Source organism: Flammeovirga yaeyamensis (assembly GCF_018736045.1).
Classification (GTDB): Bacteria; Bacteroidota; Bacteroidia; order Cytophagales; family Flammeovirgaceae; genus Flammeovirga; species Flammeovirga yaeyamensis.
Genome location: NZ_CP076132.1, coordinates 2,131,019 through 2,155,874, shown reverse-complemented (window position 1 = coordinate 2,155,874; position 24,856 = coordinate 2,131,019). Strand labels below are relative to the sequence as shown.

The window sequence follows — 24,856 nt, the reverse complement described above, 5'->3', positions numbered from 1 at the left end:
TTTTAGAATCAAGAATATCAACTCATTCTATTCTATAAATGATGTGTGAATACGGATTAAAATAGACCTTTCGTCAGTCTTCACTTTAAGGTAATGACGGTATTGATTTTCGTCTTTCACTTTGGCTGTTATTGGGAAAAACAGCACTTCTCCTTTAAGCACAGACCTTGGTAATTTTACTTCTTCCACATCTAAAGTATTACTTGATATCTCTTCGACATGTAAAGTTTTCTCACCAACATTTGTCAGGTAAATGGGCAGATTGATCTCGTCTCCTTTTTTTGATCTTACTTGAAAAATATAATTCGAAAAAATTGGATGTGACTTATGATAACTTTTCCATGGAACGAGAATTTCGTGTAGATTTTTCTCTTTCAGAAACGGACTTAGTACACCTTGTAATACAATAGTGTATTGGGATATTTTAGCATCCGTTTGTATCACAATATTTCTATAAAAAGGTGTTTCACCTTCTACAGGGGTAAAGTTGATTGTAAAAAAAGCAGTATCGCCAATAGCTATTGTTTCTTTATTGATAGAAGCATTAGAACACCCACAATCAGTATCGATTTTAAGAACGTTGACACTAGAGTTACCAATATTTACTACGGGGATAGTAATATGGTATTCATTTTCAGCATAAACTGTTTCTAAATCGATATTCTGATTCGCAAATCGCAGTACACCTCCCCTTTCTTGAGCAGTTACATTTAAAATAAGGAGAAGTAAAAAAATGAAATTAATAAAAAACTTTTCTCTCAATTCCTTTTTTCTTTCTCAACATGCCTCGAATAATCTTATTCACATCGGCATTGTCTTTATATTTAGTGATTACTTTTTTCAACTTATCCGGATTATAGTTATTGCTTTTCTTTACATAACCAAAACCCTTGTATATACCATTTTCAATCTGAATGACACCCCTCTCGTTACCTTCTCTACCTTTATCGATTAAGAAGACATTTGGAGCACCATAACTAAACCTCATAGCTGCTTCATTCGCTCTTACATTGTATGACTCTGCTGTTTCTTCACCACAACAAGCTCCTTTACAATTTTTCAATTGATATCTAAAGCAAGCATTTTGGCTATGATCGATACCACAAAGCTTCTGACATAGATTGTTTTTCTCTATCATCCTGTCTAATATCCTTTCAGCTTCTTTTCTCGAAAAAGTAGTAGTTACAGGGTAGTCACCTTCAGAAAGAGGTGCAATTCTAAAATTGATATAATTATTATCATCAATATATTTATAGATACCAAAGAACTGTTTTGTTCTTCTTTGTGCTCTATTAAATCTAGGTTGATGTTTTTTTATTTCGTCAGATTCCAAAAGTAGTGCTATCAGTTCGCTACCCGTAATTGTTGTTTTTACATCACGAACCAATTCCGCCATTCTTATAGCTCTAGGCGTAGACTTATTCGATAAATGTTGCAATATCCTTTTTCTGATATTTTTTGATTTACCGATATAAATCAGTTCCTGTTCTTCATTATAGAGATAATAAACGCCAGTCTCATCAGTTAAAGCATCTATGACTTCTTTTTTAATCATATAATGCTTTTTAGAACTATATACATCATAAACAGTCATCTCTTCAATAACCTGTTCAGCATTTTCTTGTTCTAGGAGTAATTGAAACAATTTAGCGGTTGCTTCTGTATCTCCAATTGCACGGTGACGTTTATTATGAGGAATGCCGATTTCATCACATAATTTACCCAAACTATATGATTTCTTACCAGGCAATAAAATTCGGGATGTTTCTACGGTGCATAATGAGTTTCTTAGGTATTTGTAACCCAATAATTTAAACTCATCTTTTACAAAATTGTAATCAAACTCTGCGTTATGTGCCACGAAGGTACAATTTTCAGTTACCTCCACAACTTTTTTGGCGATTTCAAAAAACTTGGGAGCATCCTTTACAGTGGCATTTTTAATTCCTGTCAATTGTTGAATAAAAGGAGGAATATTCATCTCTGGATTTACAAAAGACTCAAAACGGTCTATTTCAACACCATTTTCTAAGACAATTATGGCGATTTCGATAATCTTCCCTCCTTGGGCGACGGAACCTCCTGTAGTTTCAAGATCAATTACAGCGTACTTCATAGATTAGCAAAACTAATAAAAAAGCATTCTCAAAAGAATGCTTTTTCATATTTATTTATTCTAATAGAATGAAATATCAATATTTTTACAATTATTGGATTTTACTCTTCTGATTTCTTCAATTTCAAGTTCGCTAAAACAGGGTAATGATCAGAAACTTCTCCTAAATCATATAGAACTTTCCAGTCTAATAATTCAAAGTGTCTTGAAGAGTAAAAGACAAAATCGAGCTGTTCTATTGGCTTATCTGTAGGATAAGTTAGTGTTTTCTCGCCAAGTAAATTTTCTTTGGAACACATCGCTCCAATACGCTCATCATTATACATTTCTAAAATGGCTGCGTTTTCATAAGATGGATCAGAATTAAAATCACCCAATAAAATTACAGGCATTGTTTCAGCAGTTTTCAAAAACCAATCTTTTAAAAAGAACATTTGTTTTGTTCTCGTATCTTGATCAAATGCCTCAGTGTGCGCATTAAAAACCATCACTTCTTGATCACCTACTTTTATTTTCACACGCTCTACTAAACGATCTAAATACATTGCAGCATAATAGTAAGGGTGACTCTGAACTCTTGACAAGACTACTCTTTCGTAATCTGTAATTTCAAAATTTGTCATCATTGCCTGACCACTAAGCATTTTACCAAAGTGAACTGAAGGCGGAAAATATGGAAATGGCACATATTTCTTATCCCAATTGATCGATCGACAACCATTATAATAACCCAATTGTTCACCCATTTCTTCAAATTGATTCACGTAGTATGATCGCTTCCCTCCAAAATCAATTTCTTGAATGGCCAACACATCAACCGGATGTTTCTTCAAACCTGAGATAATTGATTTTAAATTATTCGTATAAAACTCTTCGGCAGGACGTACCGAGGTATTATTTGTCATACCAGACAGATATCCAATATTGTAAGTAATCACTGAAAGTACGGAATCTTCTACAGCTTTAGACGATTCATTTCCATTAAACTTTGTGATTTTAGCATATTCTGAGGAATCTAGATTAGGTGATTTTGCCCAGAAAAAAAACGCTAATGCTCCAATAATTAAGACGAGTAGAATATATATCACAGTTTTAAAAATCTTTTTCATAAATAATTGATATATGAAGATGTATTTTATAGTGCAGTTATTAAAAAATTCAATTCACATTTCGTAATAAAATTAGAATTGTCAATGACGATATGAATATAAGAATTAAATAATTTAGAGTATAATTTCATAGATTTTATGTAAAAAAACTATAGATTTTGATTTCCTATATTGGAATTAGTATTTCAAAATGGCTTACATAATGTTAGAGAAAAAAACATATGATAAATCTTGAAAAATTATCACACAAGTAATTGTTTTTTAAAATAAACAACATAAATTGTAATTCTTAAAATATAAATTAAATTTTCAACTTTTTAAGCTTACAATCCCTTAACAAGCTTCTAAGATGCCTAATAAAATCAATATCATATTTGTTTGCCTTGGTAACATCTGTCGTTCCCCTTTAGCTGATGGATTAATGTTACACCACCTCAAAGAAAGAGGCCTTACAGATCATTTTCATATTGATTCTGCAGGCACTTATGCAGGACACGCAGGTAGTAGAGCTGACGAAAGAATGAGACAGACTGCAAAAAAGCATGGAGTCGAACTCTTGAGTATTGCTAGACAATTTACTGTAGAAGATTTCGATCATTTTAATTATATTGTAGTAATGGACGATAGTAATTATCAAAATGTGATTCGAATGACGAGATCAGAAAGTGACAGAAGCAAAGTGTTTAAATTGAGAACTTACGACAATCATCAATCAAATAAAGATGTGGAAGATCCCTATTATGGTGGAATGCAGGGTTTCGAAAACTGTTTTGATGTTGTCGATGAAAGTGTGAATAATTTTTTAAACGATTTAGTACAACAAAACAATCTTTAATTACGAAAAGATAATGCTATCTTTATATAAGCAAAAGCTTACTACTTTACTTTTACTGTTTACCTTATCACTAACACAATTACCAACTCTTGCCCAACATAGAAAATTTGTAATAGTAATAGATCCCGGGCATGGAGGTAAAGATCCAGGTAAACCGAGAGGTAGTAAAGTTCACAAACACGAAAAAGATTTAAATCTTATCATTGCTAAGCGAATAGGAATGTTAATCAGGAATTCTATGCCTGATGTTCAAGTATATTACACTAGAACTTCAGACACTTATGTGAGTCTGGAAGATAGAGTAAAATTTGCTGAACACGCCAAAGCAGATTACTTTTTGAGTATTCATAACAACTCCAATCCAAATAAATGGATCGTGGGAGCGAAAGCACATGTAGACAATAATTCTGATCAGATCAGCATTGCTATGGCTCATTCTATACTTAACAGTATCGAAAGAAACACATTAATACAATCAAGAGGAATTATGAACCGAAGTGACAGAGGATACAATTTATTTGTGTTAAAAAACACTTCTATGCCTTCTGTTTTGGTTGAATGTGGATTTTTATCCAATCCACATGAACGAATTTACCTTAACTCATATAACGGACAAAAAGAAGTTTCTGAAGCTATATACAAAGGTTTTAAAACCTTCCATGAAAAGATGAATCAAAAAAATGGATTATATAGTATTCAAATTCTTGCTACAAATAAAAAAGTCCCTACTACTAATACTTCAATTGTCAAATTATTGAAGGCAGGATTAATAGTAAATGAGAATGAAAGTATTCGAAATAAGTCCAAGATTTATAAATATACTGTAGGAACCGTTTCTACACCTCAAGCTGCTCAACGTCTTAAAATGAAGGTAAGAAGCCTTGGTTTTAAAGATGCTTTTGTAGTAGCTTCTCCTCAATAGTTATACTTCATATAGCCTTTATTTAAGCTGAGTTCAATAATTTTTTTCATTGAACTCAGCTTAAAATTTGGAAGTTTACCCAACAGTAGATATAATTGCATATCAATTTATTATAATTAGTCTATAATGTCACAAAAAACAATTACATATTCCCAGTATGTTTTGGTAGGTCAGTTCTTTGACACTTCCCAGTTGTTGGCATTCTCATAATTAGACTTTTCCACTATCCTTTTTACGCCTTATAGTCCCCTTCATTCCAATTAAAGGGTTGATTTGCGTATACCATAAAATTCACATAAACTTTCACATCATGGACATTAAGTTACTTACTGTTCGTTCCGAAATTGCAGCAGGAACGAGAGGAGCAGGTATGGGTATTGACGCCCTTATTGTAGCATCATTAGATCAGAAATCTACTTTTTTTAGTGATTATTCTGTACAAAATATAGATGACGTTAATAATATCTTATTCAAGAATAATCAATATCCTAATGCTAAACATATTGATGGGGTACACACTATGTTAGAACGTGTAAGCAACGCTACATCAAACGTTTTAACCAAAGAAAATACTCCTTTTGTTTTAGCAGGAGACCACTCTACAGCAGCTGGGACAATTTCTGGTATTAAAAAATCTTTTCCAGAAAAGAAACTTGGTGTAATATGGATCGATGCACATGCTGATTTCCATTCACCTTTCACAACTCCTTCCGGTAATATGCATGGTATGCCTTTAGCAATAGTAACCCATATCGATAACAAAGAAGAAGCTGTTAACTCTCCAAATCAAGAAACATTAGATTATTGGGATAGAATTAAATCTGTAGGGACTTCAACTCCAAAGTTAGCTGCAGAAGATATTGTCTTTATTGGTGTTAGAGATACTGAGACACCAGAGAATGTCATCATCAATAAATATGGAATTAAGAATTATACAGTTGATGAAGTAAGACAATTAGGAGCAATAGAAACAGCTCATGAAGCCTTAAAGAAATTAGAGGACTGCGATATGATCTATGTATCATTTGATGTAGACAGCATGGATCCCAGCATCTCAAAAGGAACAGGAACACCTGTTGAGCATGGATTAACTGTTGAGGAAGCTTTAACAATCAACACTACATTAGTGAGTAGTGAGAAGTTGGTTTGCTGGGAGATGGTAGAAGTTAATCCAACTTTAGATAAGCACAATACGATGGCAAATAATGCCTTTCACATACTTACCGAAACGGTAAAATCATATAAACATAATAGAACTGTAAAAGCCTAACGGTTTTTACTCACGTGTAAAAAATAAAGCCACTCGAATTTCGAGTGGCTTTTTTTATATCTTCATTGTTGATTTTATTTCAACTAATAGTTATCTATTTACATCATATAAAGTCGTCTCTGCAAATTTAAAGTCAGATACATTTTGAGAGTTGTCTTTAAACTTAATAAATACTCTCTTGATTCCTGCTCCTGCCTTTAAACTCCATGTGAAACTTTCTGAATAAGGTCTCCAAACTCCACCAGTAAAGCTTTGATCATTAGAGATCATCATAAATTTAGCATCTCTAGCTTTTGTTTGGATAGTAACCGTTGGAGAGTCTACTGCTGTTGCCCCTCCATTAATTTTCACATATTGAGGAATTGGAGGTGTAGTATCTAAAATTATTCTTCCTTCTGTAACTAATGATTCATTACCTGCATCATCACGGAATTTAACATAGACGAACTTTTGACCATCAGTGGAATGTTTAATCAACCAATCTTTAGATGTTGCATATGGCTCCCATTTAATATTTTGCTTGAAGTATCTATCATTAGAGACTTTCATCTCTTTTGCGTCCTCAGCATAAATCTCTAATGCAACTCGACCAGATTTCTCATTGGTATATTCTTCACCATTATTAATAATCAATTTCTCATTAACAGGCTCTTGTCTATCCAAAATAATGCTTGAAGAAACAGCGTCAGTAACGTTTTCTGCATCATCTTTAAATTTAGCATAAACGGTCTTTTCTCCATCTTCAGCAGCTTCTAAATAATGATTATAGATATAATATTTAAACTTCTCCCATTTGGCATCAGTAAAATCTTTATCGTTAGAAATCATCATTTTTGTCGCTCCTCTTGCATTTAGTTTCAATCGAACTACCGCATCAGGATCAGTACAATATTTCTCACCATTGGCAACTAAGATACTTCCTTCTCTTGGAGCGTCTGTATCTACACCTACCGATGCATATGCTGGTCTTGAAAGGTTACCCACTTCATCTTTAAAGATCACGTAAACGAATTTAAGCCCATCTCCAGAAGGGAATTTCCATTTCTTAGAGGTCGAATATTTCTGCCACTCTGCATCTTTAAAATCAGATCTAGAAGATAACTTCATTTGATGAGCACCTTCGGCACTTATCACCAAGTTTACATCAGTTAAATTGGTTAACTTGTCTTTTGCCTCAGCAATTTCAACACTACCTTTTACAGGAGGAGTCCTATCCAAAGTTACATTCACTGAGTAAGTGTCAGTAATATTACCAGCTTCATCCATAAAGCGTGTATATATTTCTTTCACGCCATCTTCACCTGGGAGTCTCCAAGGAATATTATATTCTGAGTAACCCGTCCATCTAATCTTTTCAAAATTAGGGTGGTTACTTATTTGCATTTTAATGGCATCCTCTGCGTTTACTCTAATTAAAGCGATAGCATCTGGATGGTTAACTACACCTTCTTTGTGATTCTTTACTAAAATAGAACAGTTAAATGGAGGTTTAGTATCTAATTTGATATTATCAGAAACAGGTTCTGAAACGTTACCTGCTAAGTCTCTATATCTTACGAAAACAGTTTTCACACCGTCTCCACCATCTAAAGTCCATTTTTTAATAGTATTGTAAGGTTCCCATTCGATACCCATAAAAGTAGGATCATTACTTACCTGCATGAAATCAGCTTTTCTTGCGAATAATTTCAACTGCACTTTATGCTCTTTATCAATACTATATTCAGCGTTATTATTAATCGTAATTTTACCACCAACAGGAGGCTCAGTATCAATTAAAACTCTATCAAAAGCTGGTTCTGAAACATTCTTTGCTCTATCCATAAATTTCACAAAGACACTCCTTAAACCGTCTGCACCAGCTTGAAGTTTCCAATCTTTTACTTCTTCTTTATATACCATCCAACGTGCACCATAGAAACTTTTCTGATTCGCAATCATCATAAAACGAGCATCATCTGCTTTAATTTTAAGATCTACAATTTGCTTATCATCCTTCAATAGCTTCACATTATTGGCTGTATCTTGAACGATACCTTCAGCTACAATATCAACTTTTGGATTTTGTGGAGGAGTGGCGTCCAACATTACTGAAGAACTATAGACTTCAGATTCGTTATCCGATTGATCTTTAAACTTCACATAGACCGTTTTCTTACCATCTCCGATTGGGAAGTTCCAAACAGGAACCACTGGAGAATAAGGAATCCATTGTGCATCACTTAAAGACTCATTATTAGAAATCTTCATGTGAGTTGCACCTCTTACTATTAATTGAAGTTTATGTTGCGCATGGCTATCGATGAATTTTCTACCATCATCAATAATTACACGACCTAAATCAGGAGGAGTGGTATCCACAATCACACGACCTGATACTATTTTAGAGTAGTTACCAACTTCGTCTCTAAAACGAGCATAAACTACTTTTTCACCTTCACCTGGAGGCAAGGTCCATTTTACTTGTTCAGCATAATCGATCCATCCATCTCCACCTCTAATTTGTATATGAGAGGCTCCTTCTGCATAAAAATTTAATGTTACGACAGAGTCTTTGATATACTTCTGACCCTCATTAATTTTCATTTTACAATTTACCGGAGGTGTAATATCTATAGTGATTTTGGCACTTACAATTTCCGTAGAGTTTCCTGCCGCATCCTTAAACTGAGCAAAAATTTCTTTTTCACCATCAAGACCCAATAATTTGTATTTATCAATCCTTTGAGTGTAAGGTCTCCAATCTATACCATGAAAATCGGGTCTATTAGATACTCTCATCTTCTCTGCCTCATCAGCAGCCAAGAATAGAGTCACCATTCGAGATTTATTATTCGTGTATGGAAGACCTCCATTGATTAGAATTTCTGGATTTTGAGGTGGAGTTCTATCCAACTCAACCATTAAAGAGGCAACTTCAGAAACGTCTCCAGTATCTTCATTTTTAAATACTGCATAGATGGTTTTAAGACCATCGCCTTCTCCTCTTCTTATTATTGGGAAATCAGGTTTTTCCCAATTCACCCTCTCCCACACAACTCCTCTAAAACTCTCATCACGAGAGATTTTCATGTGTGTAACTGCAGCCGATGCTTTAATTCTTAGATAAACTTTTCCTTCAGGATGGTTTGTCACTATTTTATCTCCTTCAACATAGATTGAACCAGATACTGTTTGTGAAAACACACTATTTAAAGTAAGAAGAAATATAAAACCTAGTAAAAAAATCTTCATAGAAGTGCTATTTAGCATGTTGTATGCTACCCTTTTCTGTAAAAACAAACAACAATAATTCATTTCTTAAACAACGCGGGTTTAATCAAATTATTGAGTATAACTGTGATTTAATCAAATTACATACCAAGTCTACTTTTATAAGGCGATTTATTATAATATTTATAATAAAGCATTCTATGTTATTTTTATTACTATCTAATAATCACTTCTATGAAAAATATTTTATTAGGATAGAAATAAAGTGTATTTTTATCTCTCAAAAAATAACGTAATAAATAACTTAAGCATCTACAGAATGGCTAGACAACGATTTGATGCATTACGCTTGGTTGAAGAAAGAAAACCTGTAAAAATTACTCCTCCAAGTGATAAAGTTTCTGACTATTATGGCGAGAATACTTTTAGTATGGCCGTAATGCAAGAACAACTTTCATCGGATATATATAATAAATTACAAAATGCTATACATAAAAGTGAGCAAATAGATGAGAACGTTGCCGACGCTGTGGCCACCTCTTTGAAGGCCTGGGCACTATCTAAAGGGGTAACTCACTATACTCACTGGTTTCAACCACTTACTGGCTCAACTGCAGAAAAGCATGATGCCTTCTTTGAATTACACAAAGATGGTCATGCTATCGAAAGATTTAAAGGAAGTGCTTTGGTGCGTCAAGAACCGGACGCCTCTTCTTTCCCAAGTGGTGGATTAAGACAAACTTTTGAAGCAAGAGGATATACTGCTTGGGACCCTACTTCTCCTGCCTTCATAATCGAAAGCGGAGATGGAAAAACTTTATGTATCCCGACAGTTTTTGTATCCTATACTGGAGAATCTTTAGACAATAAGGCTCCATTATTAAAAGCACTTGAAAGGGTTGATAAAGCGGCTACTTCAGTTTGTCAGATTTTTGATCGCAGTATTGAAAAAGTGCAAGCCTCTCTGGGGTGCGAGCAAGAATTTTTCTTAATCGATAGGGCTCTTGCCGATGCACGTCCGGATATATTATTAACTGGCCGTACACTATTTGGTAGAACTCCTCCTAAAGGCCAACAATTAGACGACCATTATTTTGGTTCTATTCCTTCGAGAGTCACTCGTTTCCTTCAGGAATTGGAAATTGAAGCCTATAAGCTAGGAATTCCAATTAAAACTCGTCACAATGAGGTAGCTCCAAGTCAGTTTGAAGTTGCTCCTATTTTTGAAGAAGTCAACGTAGCCAATGATCATAATGTTTTATTGATGGACCTAATGAAAAAGGTATCATCAAGACATAATTTTAGAGTGTTGTTTCACGAAAAGCCATTCCAAGGAATGAATGGTAGCGGTAAACATAACAACTGGTCTTTGATCACTGATAAAGGAAAAAATCTTCTTCAGCCTTCTACTAAAGCGAAAGAGAATTTGATATTCATTACATTCTTTATCAATATCTTAAAGGCTGTTTATGATCATTCTGATCTGTTGAGAGCTTCTATTGCCTCAGCAAGTAACGATTACCGTTTAGGTGCAAATGAAGCTCCTCCTGCCATCATATCAGCATTTATTGGTACTCAACTATTTGATATCCTAACAGAATTGGAACACAATGGAGATATCAAAGTAAAAAAAGGAGACAATATCTACATGAAATTGGGAATTAGTAAAATCCCTCCAATTCTTTTAGATAATACTGATAGAAACAGAACTTCACCTTTTGCTTTCACAGGAAATAAATTTGAATTCAGAGCTGTAGGTTCGAATGCTAATAATGCTCGTCCAATGACAGTTCTAAATACTGCTGTGGCGAATCAATTGGACCTTTTCAAAAGAGAAGTAGACAAATTGATGGAGCAAGACGAGAAGAAAGAAGTGGCTATCATTGACATCCTTCGTTCTTATATCCCATCCGTGAAAAAAGTCATTTTCGAAGGAAACGGCTATGGTGATGAATGGGTAAAAGAAGCGAAAAAACGTAAATTATCTAATAACAAAGACACTCCTAGAGCCCTTTCTGTTTTAAAAGAAACTTCTACGGCTCGTTTATTCAAGAGAATGCGTATCATGTCTCAAGCAGAATTGGATGCTAGACATGAAATCAGACTTTCGAATTATATCATGAAAATGCAAATTGAGTCACGCGTAATGGCTGACCTAGCATTAAACCATATCGCTCCTACTGCTATTCGATATCAAAATATGTTGATTGAAAATGTAAAAGGTTTAAAAGATATTGGTTTGGAGAGCCAAACTGAAGAGACAATGATTACCATCAAAAATGTAAGTAATCACCTTGTTTCTGTAAAGAAATTGGCCCATGAAATGACTCAGGAAAGAAAACGCATCAATGCAATGGAAAACGTGGAAGAAAAAGCGTTAGCCTATTGTGATGATATCAAAGAAAAATATTTTGAGGAACTTAGATGGCATGTTGATAAGTTGGAAACTATGATTGACGACGAGATGTGGCCACTACCTAAGTATCGAGAGCTATTATTCTTGAGATAAAAAAATAGTCATCTAATTAATTTTAGATGACTATTTTTTTATGATACTGCTTCTACCATCATTCCCCTACTAATTAATAGTTGGGCAACAATATATGTAATCATTATATAGGCATGAGATATTTCATATCCTTGAAAGGCATCCATACCAATCATAATGTCTGAAATAATAAATATGAGTGCTCCTGCGGCAGTAAACCAAGCCCATTTATCTTTTCGGACAAAAATTCGAATCACTGCAAACGAAAACATTACTGAAATGATGATGCTGTACGATAATATTGGAGCGTACATCAAAGAATGTGTGGATGCAATATGTTCTCCTATAAATAACCCTATTACTGACACGACAAATGAGAATAAGAAACCCATCATTTTATCTTTCACTCCTGAAAAAAAGAAAGCGATAATATACAGCACATGACAAACAAAAAAGCAACCTAATGCCAATAACATTACTTCTTCATCACTTCTAAACATCATGTATAAATCTCCTATCCAAGCAAAGAAAAAGCCTATCATCATTGCTTTGTAAATAATAGAGTTTTCTGTTGTTTCTTTCCAAGTTGCCGAAAAATATATGGCGATGAAAGGCATTAATAACGGTTTAGAAAAAATCGTCAATAAGGAGTTATCAACGAAATTACTATACACGTTTACAAAAAAAATGATAGAAAAAAGACCCCAGAAAATTTTCCTTTGTCGGTTATTCAGGGGTTCTTTTACAATTTTAGTATTTGATGTCATATTTTAAATATATTCCTAATCTTATTTAGCAGAGTTCATGTCTTCTACTAAATCACCTGGCTTCAAGGTTTCTGAAATCACTCTAAATGGACCTTTAATAATCACCTCTCCATCTTCAATTCCTTCTAGTATTTCAATATTATCAAAATCAGAAATACCAGTTTTCACTTCTTTTGGAGTTACTTCCTGAGTAGTTTTATCATATACAAATACAACCTCTAATAACTCGGAATCTTTTTTTCTTGAGTTATTCAACATTGTTTTGTTCTCATCTCCTACTTTATCCTCTTCACCTTCTTCATCTTTTTTGGTAAGTTCAGAACGTTTTCTAGTAGTTACAGAAGTTAATGGGACAACTAAAATATCCTTTTTAGTCTGTGTAATAATATCTACAGAAGCTGTCATTCCAGGTCTAAATGGAGATTCAGCATTTTGATTCTCTACCATTAAGTTAGCATAAGAATTTGGAAGTAAACGAATTTTTACTTCAAATTCTGTAACAACATCAGAAGAGGTAGCGTCTTTTGCCGAATTGGCGATAGCAGTTACCACTCCTTTAAACTTCATATCTCTAAATGAGTAGGCATCTACATCAATAATAGCAGTATCTAATTTATGAACACGGATGATATCATTTTCATTTACATCTACCTGTGCTTCCATTTCTGATAGGTTAGCAATTCTCATCAACTCGGTAGCCGACATTTGACGAGCACCTACAACCATCTCTCCTTTTTCCACCGATAACTTTGATACAACTCCAGACATTGGAGCAAAAATCTTTGTTAGTTGTAACGATTCTTTTGCATCGTCCACTTGTGCCTCTGCACTCTTTACAGTGTATTCTGAAGCTCTTACACTTTCTTTAGATGCTTCTAAGTTCGCTTGGGCAATTTCAAAATCAGCTTTGCTATTTTCATATTCCTGATCTGAAATCACTTTATCTTCCCAAAGCTGTTTATTTCTATTAAACGTTAACTCCGCTTGTTTTAATCTCGCTTCATTTTGAGCAACATCTGCTCTTGATCTAGCCAATTGTGCTTTTTGAGAGTTCAATGATGCTCTTGCTTGATCTAAAGCTGATTGAAAGTTATCAGGACGTATCTGAGCGAGCAATTGCTTTGTAAAAACCGAATCTCCTTCTTTAATATACAACTCCCTGATTTCACCTGATACTTCAGATGACAAAGTCACTTCATTTATAGGTTGAACTTTACCTGACGCACTCACTTTCTCAGTGATTGTTCCTTTAGTGGCAGTAGCAAATTCAACTTTTACTGATTTTTTCTGATTTGATTTGTAAAGGTAAGCACCTCCTCCAGCGAAAACTACAAGTAAAATTAGAGAGAGATATAATACTTTATTTGATTTCTTTTTCTTTGCCATAATAGTTTAGTGACTTTATGATAGTATGTTTTAATAGAAGTTTAGAATTGATCAAGTAATTTGACAACTGTACAATTTGAATAATTTCTTATTCATTATCATCAACAAAAATAAGGATATTATTGAAAATGTTATTGAATATAATCGATTTCATCTGATAATAATCGAAGTTCAACGAATTATATTTTAAAAACGAGTTTTGAACTAAAATAAATCTATAGAATTAAGTATATTTAATAGTATCAATTTAGAATACTTTTCTAAAGTAATCATCAAGAAAATATGATTTAATCGATTAACATAAATAATTTATGAGTACCTATACTTCTATACTCGACTTACTCATTAACAAATGGATTCTTTTCTCATCACCCGATTATCCATCAGGAAAGATTAAAAGTTTAAATATTCTGTGGTCTGATTATGTTGAAAATTATCAGCTTCAATTGACAATGGAACTATTTAATCAAACCGAAGTTCAAATACGTATCCCTTTAGAGAACAATGATGAAGAATTTTACATCAAATTATTGAAAGGTAGCTTGGGAATTATTTTTGATTCTGAGGAAGAATTGAGAAAGTATTTAAACGCAGAAAAGGTGATATAAACCTAATTTATATCACCTTTATTAATTATAGTTTCTCAATAATAACTGCAGAGGCTCCACCTCCTCCATTACAAATTGCTGCAAGTCCTTTTTTACCTTTTCTTGCATTTAGAACACCCATAAGTGTCACCATAATTCTTGCTCCAGAAGCACCTAACGGATGCCCCATAGAAACTGAACCTCCATGAACATTGACAATATCACTCGACAAGCCTAATTGCTTTGAGAAAGCCAAAGTCACTACAGAGAATGCCTCGTTTACTTCCCAATAGTCTATATCTTCTTTAGATAGACCTGCTTTTTTTAATGCTTTATTTGCAGCATCAGGTGGGGCAATAGTAAACCACTCAGGTGCTAAGGATGCATCAGCAAAGCTTACTACTTTTGCTATAGGTTTTAAACCTAATCTTTTTACAGCCTCTTCACTTGCTAAAATAATAGAAGCAGCCCCATCATTAATAGTTGATGCATTCGCGGCTGTTACTGTTCCATCTTTCGTAAATACGGCTCTTAAGGATGGTATTTTTTCAAACTTTACTTTAGTGAATTCCTCATCTTTGTCAACAATCACATCATCTCCCCTTCTTTGAGGTACAGCTACTGGAATAATTTCATTAACAAAAATTCCATCTTCCGTTGACATTGCTGTTCTTTTATAAGATTCTATTGCGAAGGCATCTTGTTCTTCTCTCGAAATCTCACATTTTACAGCAGTAGCATCAGCACAAACACCCATGGCCTCACCATTGTAAGCATCTGAAAGACCATCTTTTACTAAGCCATCCAATAATTGTCCGTGACCGTAACCATGACCATAACGACCCTTTGGAACGTAATAAGGGATATTCGACATCGATTCCATCCCTCCTGTAACAACAATATCGTTATCGCCTAACATGATTGATTGTGCTCCTAACATTAAGGTTTTCATTCCAGAAGCACATACTTTATTTACTGTTGTACATGGCACATCGTGTCCGATGCCAGCACCAAGTGCAGCTTGCTTTGCAGGAGCTTGACCAAGATTTGAGGCAATCACATTCCCCATAAAAACTTCGTTCACTTCCGAAGGTTGAACGCCTGCTTTTTCTAAAGCACCTTTGATAGCAGTGCTTCCTAATTGAGTTGCTGATAGTGAAGACAATACACCTCCAAAGCTACCGATAGGCGTTCTTACCGCCGATACGATATATACTTCTTTCATAGTGTTTTTTTTTTTTTGTTTATTGGTTGTGGTGTTAGTAACAATAAATTATTACTGATACAATAATAGTACTTTTTACATTAATAGTAAATCCTTTTGACCTTTTATAAAATCTAAGTAAATATTTTGCCTTGAATGAATATTGGTTTACTTTAGTTTTTTAAACCAAATAAAAATGAAGACTAATACTCTCATGTTTCTTAAACAACTAAACAAATTTTCAAAAAACTTATTTGATTTTACTCTCATGTTTCTAGCTGTTGTCTCTGCATTTCTTTTGAATGACTGGAAGGATAGTAAAAAATCTGAAGTACAAGAAGAAAAGATTTTAATCGAAATAAATAAAGGGCTAGAATTGGATCAAGAGCAACTCAAACAATTTATTTATTCTGATTCTGTAGGCATTGAGGCAGCAATATATTTTAAAAAGTTAATCACCGAAAAGAATAAGAAGGCAGAAGGGAAGTTCCCTATTCAACAACTCTTGCTCACTACAAAAGATTTGCTAGTTCTAAATGTTTCAGGGTATGAATCATTAAAAGAGAATGGTGTTGAAATTATCGACAATGATGAGCTTAGAAATAAAGTCATTCTACTTTATGAGTATTATCTAAAAATGTGTCTAGAAAGCGAAGACAAATCACCTGAAAATCAATTACATCAAAATTACTTCTTTAGAATTAGTGATATTCTATCAAAAGATTTCATATACTCGAAAAAAGGTGAATTATTAGATATTAAACACCCTTTATCACTTTCAGTAAATGATAAAAACAAATTGTTACTGTATATGGATAAAATCATCATGGTTAGAAATTTATCCATGCATTATAAAAAACTCGCGCTACATCATCTTCAAGATGTAAGATCTGAAATCAATAAAAAGTTAGAAAATTAATTATTGAATACCTTATAAACACTTTGTTCTAATTTGAATAATTGCAGACCATATTGATAGTTAAGCCAAACATAACTATATGGGCTCAAAGGCGTGTGCTCGTCATCATTTTCTTGATACAACTTATCTAATTCTTCTCTGGAGGAAGTTAGTCTGATCACTGTTTCTTCAGGAGAGGTGTAGGTATTGTCTTTTAATTGCTTCGCTATATTTTGCATTCGCTCAGTAAAGAACGCTCGTTTTTCTTGAATGGAATACAATTGACTGATATACTTATTCCCGATCTCAGAAGCTATCGTACTTGAATTCAACAGTTCTACAATAGAACTCATTTTCCGCATCACAACGGTAATATTCTCAAGTTCCTGACGGTTTAATTTAAAATGTTTGCTTTCTTTTGTGACATGCTCATATGTTTTCCTTTGTTTCCTTAAAGAGTTAAACACCAAAGTCATATCATCTAAGTATTCTTTGTGTGCAAACTCTCCTTTTATGGTGGATGTATATAATTTATCGATCATCAAAATACTCTCTGCCATTTCGAGTCTTAATTCTTTAATTCCTCTTACGGGAAAAATCAAAGAGAAAATTAATGTGATTAATCCCCCTGCCATAATATTCCCTACTCTCCATAAAGCACTATCAATCGTCTTGTCTTCAGTAACTCCTAATACAATTACGACAGTGAAAATACATACCAAGTAAGAATATGGATATTTTTTAAAAAGAGCAGCCATTAATGGTATCCAAGCGATTAAAAAGATGGTTTGCATCCATAAGTTGTTATGGAAAAAGAAGATCATAGCCACTCCAGAAATGGATGCTGCAATGGTGCCCAATATTCTTTGTTTTACTCTATGAATTATCCCTCCAAATTCTGGATACGGCCCTAACAAAACCACTACAGTGATACATACCCAAGACCCATGAGGAATTTTAAAATAATTGACGGTAAAAAATGAGAAAGCAAGAATGGCTATTGTTCGATACAAATGTACTTTCTCAACATTATTATAAATATAAGCTTCTATTTTCTTTGAAATAGACATTATGAGAACTGTTTGAGTATTTGATATAATTTGGTTGTTGTCAGATGATAACAGACAAGTAAGTCGAATTTACTATATAATTGATGATTATAATACAACCTAAATCATCTAAACAAAAAAAGGCCATTTCCGAAGAAATGACCTTTGATATATCATGTAAAGAAATCCAACTATGTATTACATAGACTCGTGGAATGTTCTTTGAATTACCTCTAATTGGTGAGCTCTTGATAATCTGATGAAGTTCACAGCGTAACCCGATACACGGATTGTTAACTGAGGATAGTTCTCAGGATTTTCGTAAGCATCCATTAGTGTTTCTCTGTTTAACACGTTCACGTTCAAGTGGTGTGCCATACCGCCTTCTTCAGCGAAGTAACCATCCATCATAGTTACTAGGTTTTTCACTTGAGTATCACGATCAGAACCTAAAGATTTAGGAACGATTGAGAATGTGTTAGAGATACCATCTTGCGCATCGTTGTAGTCTAACTTAGCTACTGAGTTCAATGAAGCAACAGCACCGTTAGTGTCACGACCGTGCATTGGGTTAGCACCTGGAGCGAATGGCTCACCCGCCTTACGACCGTCAGGAGTAGCACCAGTTTTCTTACCATACATTACGTTCGAAGTAATTGTCAATAATGACATTGTAGGAACTGCGTTACGGTAAGTTTTGTGCTTAGCTAACTCAGTGAAGAAGATATGAGAAATTTCTTTAGCGATGTTATCTACTTCGTCGATGTCGTTACCATATTTAGGGAAGTCACCTTCGATTTCGAAATCTACAGCTAAACCATTTTCGTCACGGATAGGCTTCACTTTAGCATTCTTAATTGCTGATAATGAATCGGCAATGATTGAGATACCTGCTGCACCATAAGCCATATCGATACCTGGATTAGTGTCCAAGAATGCGAATTGAGCTTTTTCGTAATAGTGCTTGTCGTGCATGTAGTGAATGATGTTCATTGTTTTCACATAAACACGAGCAACATCTACCATTGTTTTCTTGAATTGCGTCATTACTTTGTCGTAATCCAAGTACTCATCACCTGTCATTGAATCGATATCATCTGCAACAAGAACGTTTTTGTTCTCATCGTGACCAGCGTTGATAGCCATCAATAACGCTTTAGGTAAGTTTGTACGAGCACCGAAGAATTGGATACGCTTACCGATTTCTTGGTAAGATACACAACATGCGATACCGTAGTCATCAGAACCTCTGTTTGGTCTCATCAAGTCATCATTCTCATATTGGATTGATGAAGTATCGATAGATACTTGAGAACAGAAATCTTTAAATCCTTGAGGTAACTCGTTAGACCAAAGTACAGTTAAGTTTGGCTCTGGAGATGCACCTAAGTTATAAAGTGTTTGTAAGAATCTGAATGATGACTTAGTTACTTTAGTACGACCATCGTGGTATACACCACCAATCGCTTCAGTAATCCAAGTTGGGTCACCACCGAAGATTTCGTCATATGCACCAGGACGAAGGTGACGAACCATACGTAACTTCATTACGAAGTGGTCGATATATTCTTGTGCTTCAACTTCGTTGATAGTACCTTCTTCAATATCTTTTTGGATATAGATATCCAAGAATGAAGAAACGTTACCAAGTGACATTGCTGCACCATCTTGTTCTTTTACTGCTGCTAAGTATGCAAAGTAAACTGCTTGAACAGCTTCTTTAGCATTTTGAGCTGGACGAGTAACGTCACAACCATAAGATGCCGCCATAGTAGCGATATCTTTCAAAGCAGACACTTGAGAAGAGATTTCTTCTCTTAATTGAATTTGCTCAGCAATATCAGCACCTGAACCTAAGATTAAACCATCTTCGATTGCTGCGTGATCTGCTTGTTTTTGAGCGATCAAAAAGTCAGTACCGTATAAAGCTAAACGACGGTAGTCACCAATGATACGACCACGTGCATAGTTATCAGGAAGACCAGTTAGGATACCTAATGAACGGTAAGTTCTGATTTCTTTATCATATGCTGAGAACACTTGGTTGTTGTGATCTTTAGCATAATGGAAAACGTTTTCAACTGCTGGATTAACAGTTTTACCTTTTTCTTCAACAGCGTTTTTAACTACTCTATAACCACCGAATGGTTTCATAGCTCTTTTCAACAACTCGTCAGTTTGTAAACCTACGATTGTTTCAAGATCCTTGTTGATGTAACCAGGTTTGTGAGAAGTAACAGTTGAGATTGTATCCGTATCGATGTCACGGCAACCATCATTTTCTCTTTCTTCTTTCATACCTGCTAAACAGATATCCCAAAGTTTTTTAGTTGCTTCAGTCGCTTCAGCTAAAAATGAAGAATCTCCGTAGTAAGGTGTAACATTATTAATTACGAAGTCATAAACATTTACTTCGTTTTTCCATGTTGTTCCTTGAAACTGAGAGTTCTTTACAGCGTTTTCCATGTTATATAATTTTTGTTTTTCTTTACAATCTTCTCATTCACTAACGGTGATTTTTCACAATTAGATCGAGAAATTTGAATTTATTAAATAAATTGATGTTAAATAATGATCTACACTATTGTTTAATCAATTCCTTTTCAATTTGTTTTTCTTCTTTTTCAGATTCTGGCTTCACAAACATCCACCAGTATATCGTTCCTACGAAGAATGCTCCTCCAACAATATTACCTATTGTTGCTGGAATTAGGTTTGTAACTATAAAGTCAACCCAAGTAATATCAGCACCATTAAAGATAGCTGCTGGAATTACATACATATTGGCAATACAGTGTTCAAAACCAAATGTTACGAATGTCATTACTGGGAACCAAATACCTAATACTTTGCCCGTAATGTCTTTAGCAGCATAGGCCTGCCAAGCGGCCAAACACACTAGCCAATTGGCACCCACTGCTTTGAAGAACGTTTTGTAAAATGGATTACCCACTTTGTGATGAGCTACATTCAATAGCGCATCATGAAACACTTGCGCATCGACAACACCTGTCAATGTCGTTATAAAATAAGCTACAAATAAAGAACCAATGAAGTTACCTAAGTAACCAAACACCCAAACCTTACCTAGCTTTGATAGTTGCTGATCTTTAGAGAAAACCGAAACTGTCATCATTGCAGTACTAGAAGTAAATAGTTCTGCTCCAGCTACGATACACAAAATTAGTCCTACTGGGAATACAGCACCCATTGCAAACTTTGCTAGTCCAGGATTCTCTGCTGCAATCCCTGGCATTCCACCTCCAACTACAATAGCTAAAAGGAAACCGAAAGCAACATATGCACCTCCAAGGAAACCAAAAACTAGTAATTGTTGAACGGACATCCCGCCTTTTTGCAATGCACCATTTCTGATGTTATTTAAAATATCTTTTGGTGATGAATAACCCATATTCTTTTTGATTGTGAGATTTTCTCTTTGTGATGTTACAAATATGTTTTGGGGTAAAAACTGTTTTGGTGATGGTGGTCATCAAAATGAAATTCACAATGATTCAAACACCTTAAACACCACAAAAACAATGTTTTACACACGATTTTTTAACGGTTTTTTTTTGAAAAAAGTTTTTAAAAAAATACACTTTTTCACTTCATTATGAATCGTTTAAGAATGAAATTTCTCACTTAGCGTAACTTGTCGTTTTGCGAAATTTCGCTTTACTACTAACGTAATAACTACACCTATTTTTATAAAAGGGTTTGTTTATAGAATGAATATAAAATAACTCAGTACCATAATATATTTTCGACAATGGTTAGAAGCTCATGTAAGTTTTTATTAAATTGTCTGTATTTAAACTGATTATATATGAAACACCAAGGTCATCATCATTCACATGGTCAACATCAAGATAACACTTCTAATATAGGATGGGCTTTTGCCCTAAACCTTTTCTTTACCATTATCGAATTTATAGGGGGTGCACTTACAAATTCCGTAGCCATATTATCAGATGCTATACACGACCTTGGAGATACTATTGCAATAGGACTGGGTTATTTCTTCGAACGATATTCCAATAAAAAAGAAAATCCGACTTACACATATGGCTACAGACGTTATTCCACTCTATCTGCCATCATCAATGTGATTGTCCTAACAACAGGTTCGATCATCATGCTTTCTAAAAGTATTCCAAGGATTATTGAGCCTGAAGAGGTAGACGTAAAAGGGATGATATTTTTTGGTATACTTGGTGTCATCATCAATGGATCTGCGGTTTTTAAATTGATGAAAAATAAAAACTCAGCAAATCAAAGAGTAATGATGCTTCATTTGTTAGAGGATACTTTAGGCTGGGTGGCCGTTCTAATCGGAGCCATTGTAATGTATTTTATCAACTTGCCGATAATCGACCCTATTTTATCTACTTGTATTGCTGTTTATATTCTATATAACGCAGTAAAAAACCTTTTTTCTATTCTCCCCATCTTTCTTCAAGCTGCTCCCGCAAATGTTGATCAGAAGAAAATTGTGAAACAAATTCGATCGCTTCAGGGAGTCAAAGATCTTCATGATCTACACATTTGGTCTTTAGATGGTGAATTTAATATCATGAGCCTACATTTAGTCATAGATAAAGACCTTGATAAAAATCAAGTCGCTTCAATAAAAAAAGATATTCGACGAATTACTAGCGAAGATCAGATTCATCATGTGACCATTGAATTTGAATGGGAAAATGAAATCTGTGATATCGCCCACTAGCTAACTTTTCTAAGAGGAATTCCTGCACTAGGTTTAGTTGCCTCTTCCACTTTATTAAAGGCATCGCCTACTCTCAAAATTTCTTTCTTTAAAAATCCACCTACTTCCGCAAGATCAATTCTATCTGTAGTATAAGCTGCCCTTATATTAGATACTTTACATTTATCTTCTAATTCCTCTAAATTTTTAAAGAAATCCTCAGCATGTTTTTCATATTTATCTGAAGGAGAATTCTCCCAAACACAATAAACACCATCTAAATCGTATCTATCAATCATTCCTTTATGTTTAAAAAGGCTTTGATTTAATAAATAAGAGAACTGTTGCATTTCTTCCATTTTTTCTAGCAATTGATCCGTAGTAAATTCCCAACGTACATGCATTACCACAAACTCTTTTTCTTTAGGTTCATAAAAACGAGAGAAGACCATATCAAATAGTTCTGTTGCACCCAAGAATTTATCTACCTCGAATATGAAATGATACATTCCAAATAGAACGAACATATATATTGCTCTACCCAAAAAGAAGTCACTTTCGAAAGAATGAATAATATGTTTTATCACTTCACTAAAGGATAAATCATCTGATATCATTCCCTTCAACACATCCTCAACTAATATTGTCAGGAAAATAACTACAGTATATAGTATAGATTTCATCATTACTATATTCAACAGCTTTGTACGTTTTAGTTTTAGGTCAATTCCGACAGATTCTAAAATTACCACTACTTTACCTGTAAGTGCTGCTGAAAAGGTCGCTGCACCTATATATCCAATTTTAAAATCAATCTTATCTGAAATTAAAACCGCTATAATAACCAGTAAGTTTAAGCCAACAGCAAAATAGGCAGTGACTAAAAACGTTTTTTTAACTTCGTGGATAATTTTATCTTTTATATTACTCATCAGAAATAGATATTTTTTTTGATAATTTTTTTAATTCTCTTTTTAAATATACAGCAGCAAAAGCGATGGATACCAAGTCTGAAAAGAAAAAAGATACCCAAGTTCCTGTTACTCCCCAGAAATGAGAAAAAATGTATACAAATGGTATTCTAAAAAACAATTGTCTTAATAAAGTCAATAATAAAGCATCCCTTGCTTTAGCCAAAGCTTGTGCAAACATACTTGCTGTTATACCAATAGTAATAATGGGAAGTGCAGCCATCACACCCCACATTGCTGGAATACTTTCTTGGATTAACTGTTGGTCTTTGGTAAATAAACTTGTGAGTTCTTCATCAAAGAAAAAGACTAAAACCACAATAATACTATTGACAATCACGCCGTATTTTATTCCATTGGTTACGGTGTCCTTCACTCTTTGATATTTACCAGCTCCATAATTAAAGCTGCAAATTGTCAATAAACCCTGCCCTAAACCAATGATTGGAAATGTAGCCAATAAGAAAAGCCTACTCACAACGCCGTAAACAGCAACACTAACTTCTCCTCCATGTTCAAAAAGTATGTGATTAAGTATAATTGCAATAACACTTGAAGCTGCTTGTCTAGCAAAAGAAGCTGACCCAAGAGCCAAAATTTCATTGACAATTTTTTGTTGATATTTTAAGTATTTAGAGGCAAGACTTAAGTGCGTCTTCCCTCTAAGGAAGAAAATGACTAGAAAAAAGAATCCTATGAAATATGATATTAGGGTAGCATATGCTGCCCCTTCCATTCCCATATCTAATCCTATAATAAATATCGGGTCTAGTATAATGTTACAAACACTAGGTACTACCATAGCGAACATGGCTGTTTTTGCATGCCCCTCTGATCTTACCGCATTGTTGACTACCATTGACCAGGTTAAAAATGGCATTCCCCATAAAATGATATTAAAATAGGATTCAGCATAAGGGTATATATCACCGTTTGCTCCAAAAAACAGCAATAACTCTCTTTCAAAGAAAAAGCCGATGCCAACTGCAATAATCGTTAACCCTACAGCTATGATCACTTGATTCCCTAAAACCTCATTTGCCTTTTGCCTGTTTTTTCCACCTAGTGCACTTGAAATAAGAGCGGCTCCACCCATACCTACCGACATTCCAATGGATTGAATCATTAAAATTAAAGGGGAAACAACAGAAATCCCTGCCAATCCAAGAGTACCGACCCAACGACCAATAAAAAAAGTATCAGCCATTTGATAAATCACCATTACCATCATTCCTGCAGCTGCAGGTACTGACATTTTAAATAATAATTGTTTGATATTATCCTTTCCAAGATCGGTGGATGCTGCCATGGATTATAAATTAATTTTGGGATA

Annotated in this window: 19 protein-coding genes; 7 read left to right on the top strand and 12 right to left on the bottom strand. The window is 34.2% G+C overall.

The genetic code is table 11. The features are described from left to right. Window positions 1-27: 27 nt before the first annotated feature. The 3 genes from KMW28_RS08430 to KMW28_RS08420 form a co-directional block, all read right to left on the bottom strand. Entirely contained in the window at window positions 28-762 is a 735-nt protein-coding gene (locus tag KMW28_RS08430; protein WP_169664610.1) for a DUF1573 domain-containing protein, read from the bottom strand. After that, window positions 740-2,116, bottom strand: a complete 1,377-nt coding sequence (locus KMW28_RS08425) for an exonuclease domain-containing protein (protein WP_169664611.1) — start codon at window positions 2,114-2,116, stop codon at window positions 740-742. The genes KMW28_RS08430 and KMW28_RS08425 overlap by 23 nt, the downstream gene beginning before the upstream one ends. 101 nt (window positions 2,117-2,217) lie before the next feature. Then, window positions 2,218-3,225: an endonuclease/exonuclease/phosphatase family protein gene (locus KMW28_RS08420; protein ID WP_169664612.1), complete on the bottom strand. Its 1,008-nt coding sequence runs from the start codon at window positions 3,223-3,225 to the stop codon at window positions 2,218-2,220. Window positions 3,226-3,574: 349 nt separating this feature from the next. On the opposite strand from KMW28_RS08420, the gene KMW28_RS08415 reads away from it, so the two are divergent. The 3 genes from KMW28_RS08415 to rocF all read left to right on the top strand — a co-directional run bounded on the left by KMW28_RS08415 (window position 3,575) and on the right by rocF (window position 6,252). Further along, window positions 3,575-4,060 (top strand): low molecular weight protein-tyrosine-phosphatase, encoded by a 486-nt coding sequence (locus KMW28_RS08415; RefSeq protein WP_169664613.1) that lies wholly within the window; start codon window positions 3,575-3,577, stop codon window positions 4,058-4,060. A gap of 13 nt (window positions 4,061-4,073) precedes the next feature. Next, window positions 4,074-4,982, top strand: a complete 909-nt coding sequence (locus KMW28_RS08410) for an N-acetylmuramoyl-L-alanine amidase (protein WP_066208365.1) — start codon at window positions 4,074-4,076, stop codon at window positions 4,980-4,982. Between the two features lie 310 nt (window positions 4,983-5,292). Next, window positions 5,293-6,252, top strand: coding sequence for an arginase (rocF, locus tag KMW28_RS08405; protein WP_169664614.1), 960 nt, complete (start codon window positions 5,293-5,295; stop codon window positions 6,250-6,252). Window positions 6,253-6,342: 90 nt separating this feature from the next. On the opposite strand, the gene KMW28_RS08400 is transcribed toward rocF, so the two are convergent. Next, window positions 6,343-9,486, bottom strand: a complete 3,144-nt coding sequence (locus tag KMW28_RS08400; RefSeq protein WP_169664615.1) for a hypothetical protein — start codon at window positions 9,484-9,486, stop codon at window positions 6,343-6,345. A 298-nt stretch (window positions 9,487-9,784) separates the two neighbouring features. Between KMW28_RS08400 and KMW28_RS08395 the strand changes: the two genes are divergently transcribed. After that, entirely contained in the window at window positions 9,785-11,974 is a 2,190-nt protein-coding gene (locus KMW28_RS08395; RefSeq protein WP_169664616.1) for a glutamine synthetase III family protein, read from the top strand. A 38-nt stretch (window positions 11,975-12,012) separates the two neighbouring features. Here the strand turns inward: KMW28_RS08395 and KMW28_RS08390 are convergent, their stop codons facing one another. Both KMW28_RS08390 and KMW28_RS08385 read right to left on the bottom strand, forming a co-directional pair. Then, window positions 12,013-12,720: a lysoplasmalogenase gene (locus KMW28_RS08390; protein WP_260157848.1), complete on the bottom strand. Its 708-nt coding sequence runs from the start codon at window positions 12,718-12,720 to the stop codon at window positions 12,013-12,015. A gap of 21 nt (window positions 12,721-12,741) precedes the next feature. After that, window positions 12,742-14,106 (bottom strand): efflux RND transporter periplasmic adaptor subunit, encoded by a 1,365-nt coding sequence (locus KMW28_RS08385; protein ID WP_169664618.1) that lies wholly within the window; start codon window positions 14,104-14,106, stop codon window positions 12,742-12,744. Between the two features lie 311 nt (window positions 14,107-14,417). Here KMW28_RS08385 and KMW28_RS08380 point away from each other — a divergent pair, with 311 nt between their 5' ends. Beyond that, window positions 14,418-14,714: a hypothetical protein gene (locus KMW28_RS08380; RefSeq protein WP_066208376.1), complete on the top strand. Its 297-nt coding sequence runs from the start codon at window positions 14,418-14,420 to the stop codon at window positions 14,712-14,714. Window positions 14,715-14,739: 25 nt separating this feature from the next. On the opposite strand, the gene KMW28_RS08375 is transcribed toward KMW28_RS08380, so the two are convergent. Beyond that, window positions 14,740-15,918 (bottom strand): acetyl-CoA C-acyltransferase, encoded by a 1,179-nt coding sequence (locus KMW28_RS08375; protein ID WP_169664619.1) that lies wholly within the window; start codon window positions 15,916-15,918, stop codon window positions 14,740-14,742. 175 nt (window positions 15,919-16,093) lie between these two features. Here KMW28_RS08375 and KMW28_RS08370 point away from each other — a divergent pair, with 175 nt between their 5' ends. Further along, complete coding sequence (locus tag KMW28_RS08370; protein ID WP_169664620.1) at window positions 16,094-16,816, top strand: hypothetical protein; 723 nt, start codon at window positions 16,094-16,096, stop codon at window positions 16,814-16,816. Here KMW28_RS08370 and KMW28_RS08365 read toward each other — a convergent pair. From KMW28_RS08365 to KMW28_RS08355, 3 genes are all read right to left on the bottom strand, one after another. Continuing rightward, window positions 16,813-17,865, bottom strand: a complete 1,053-nt coding sequence (locus KMW28_RS08365) for an FUSC family protein (RefSeq protein WP_169664621.1) — start codon at window positions 17,863-17,865, stop codon at window positions 16,813-16,815. The genes KMW28_RS08370 and KMW28_RS08365 overlap by 4 nt on opposite strands. A gap of 177 nt (window positions 17,866-18,042) precedes the next feature. Then, window positions 18,043-20,310, bottom strand: a complete 2,268-nt coding sequence (pflB, locus tag KMW28_RS08360; RefSeq protein WP_169664622.1) for a formate C-acetyltransferase — start codon at window positions 20,308-20,310, stop codon at window positions 18,043-18,045. A 115-nt stretch (window positions 20,311-20,425) separates the two neighbouring features. Further along, a complete protein-coding gene (locus KMW28_RS08355; protein ID WP_066208385.1) occupies window positions 20,426-21,256 on the bottom strand; it encodes a formate/nitrite transporter family protein in 831 nt (276 codons plus the stop codon). A gap of 417 nt (window positions 21,257-21,673) precedes the next feature. Here KMW28_RS08355 and KMW28_RS08350 point away from each other — a divergent pair, with 417 nt between their 5' ends. Next, window positions 21,674-22,573 carry a cation diffusion facilitator family transporter gene (locus KMW28_RS08350; RefSeq protein WP_169664623.1) on the top strand — a complete coding sequence of 300 codons (900 nt, stop codon included), beginning with the start codon at window positions 21,674-21,676 and terminating at the stop codon, window positions 22,571-22,573. Here KMW28_RS08350 and KMW28_RS08345 read toward each other — a convergent pair. Continuing rightward, window positions 22,570-23,484, bottom strand: a complete 915-nt coding sequence (locus KMW28_RS08345) for a hypothetical protein (RefSeq protein WP_169664624.1) — start codon at window positions 23,482-23,484, stop codon at window positions 22,570-22,572. The genes KMW28_RS08350 and KMW28_RS08345 overlap by 4 nt on opposite strands. Beyond that, window positions 23,477-24,832 (bottom strand): MATE family efflux transporter, encoded by a 1,356-nt coding sequence (locus KMW28_RS08340; protein WP_169664625.1) that lies wholly within the window; start codon window positions 24,830-24,832, stop codon window positions 23,477-23,479. The genes KMW28_RS08345 and KMW28_RS08340 overlap by 8 nt, the downstream gene beginning before the upstream one ends. Between the last annotated feature and the right edge of the window lie 24 nt (window positions 24,833-24,856).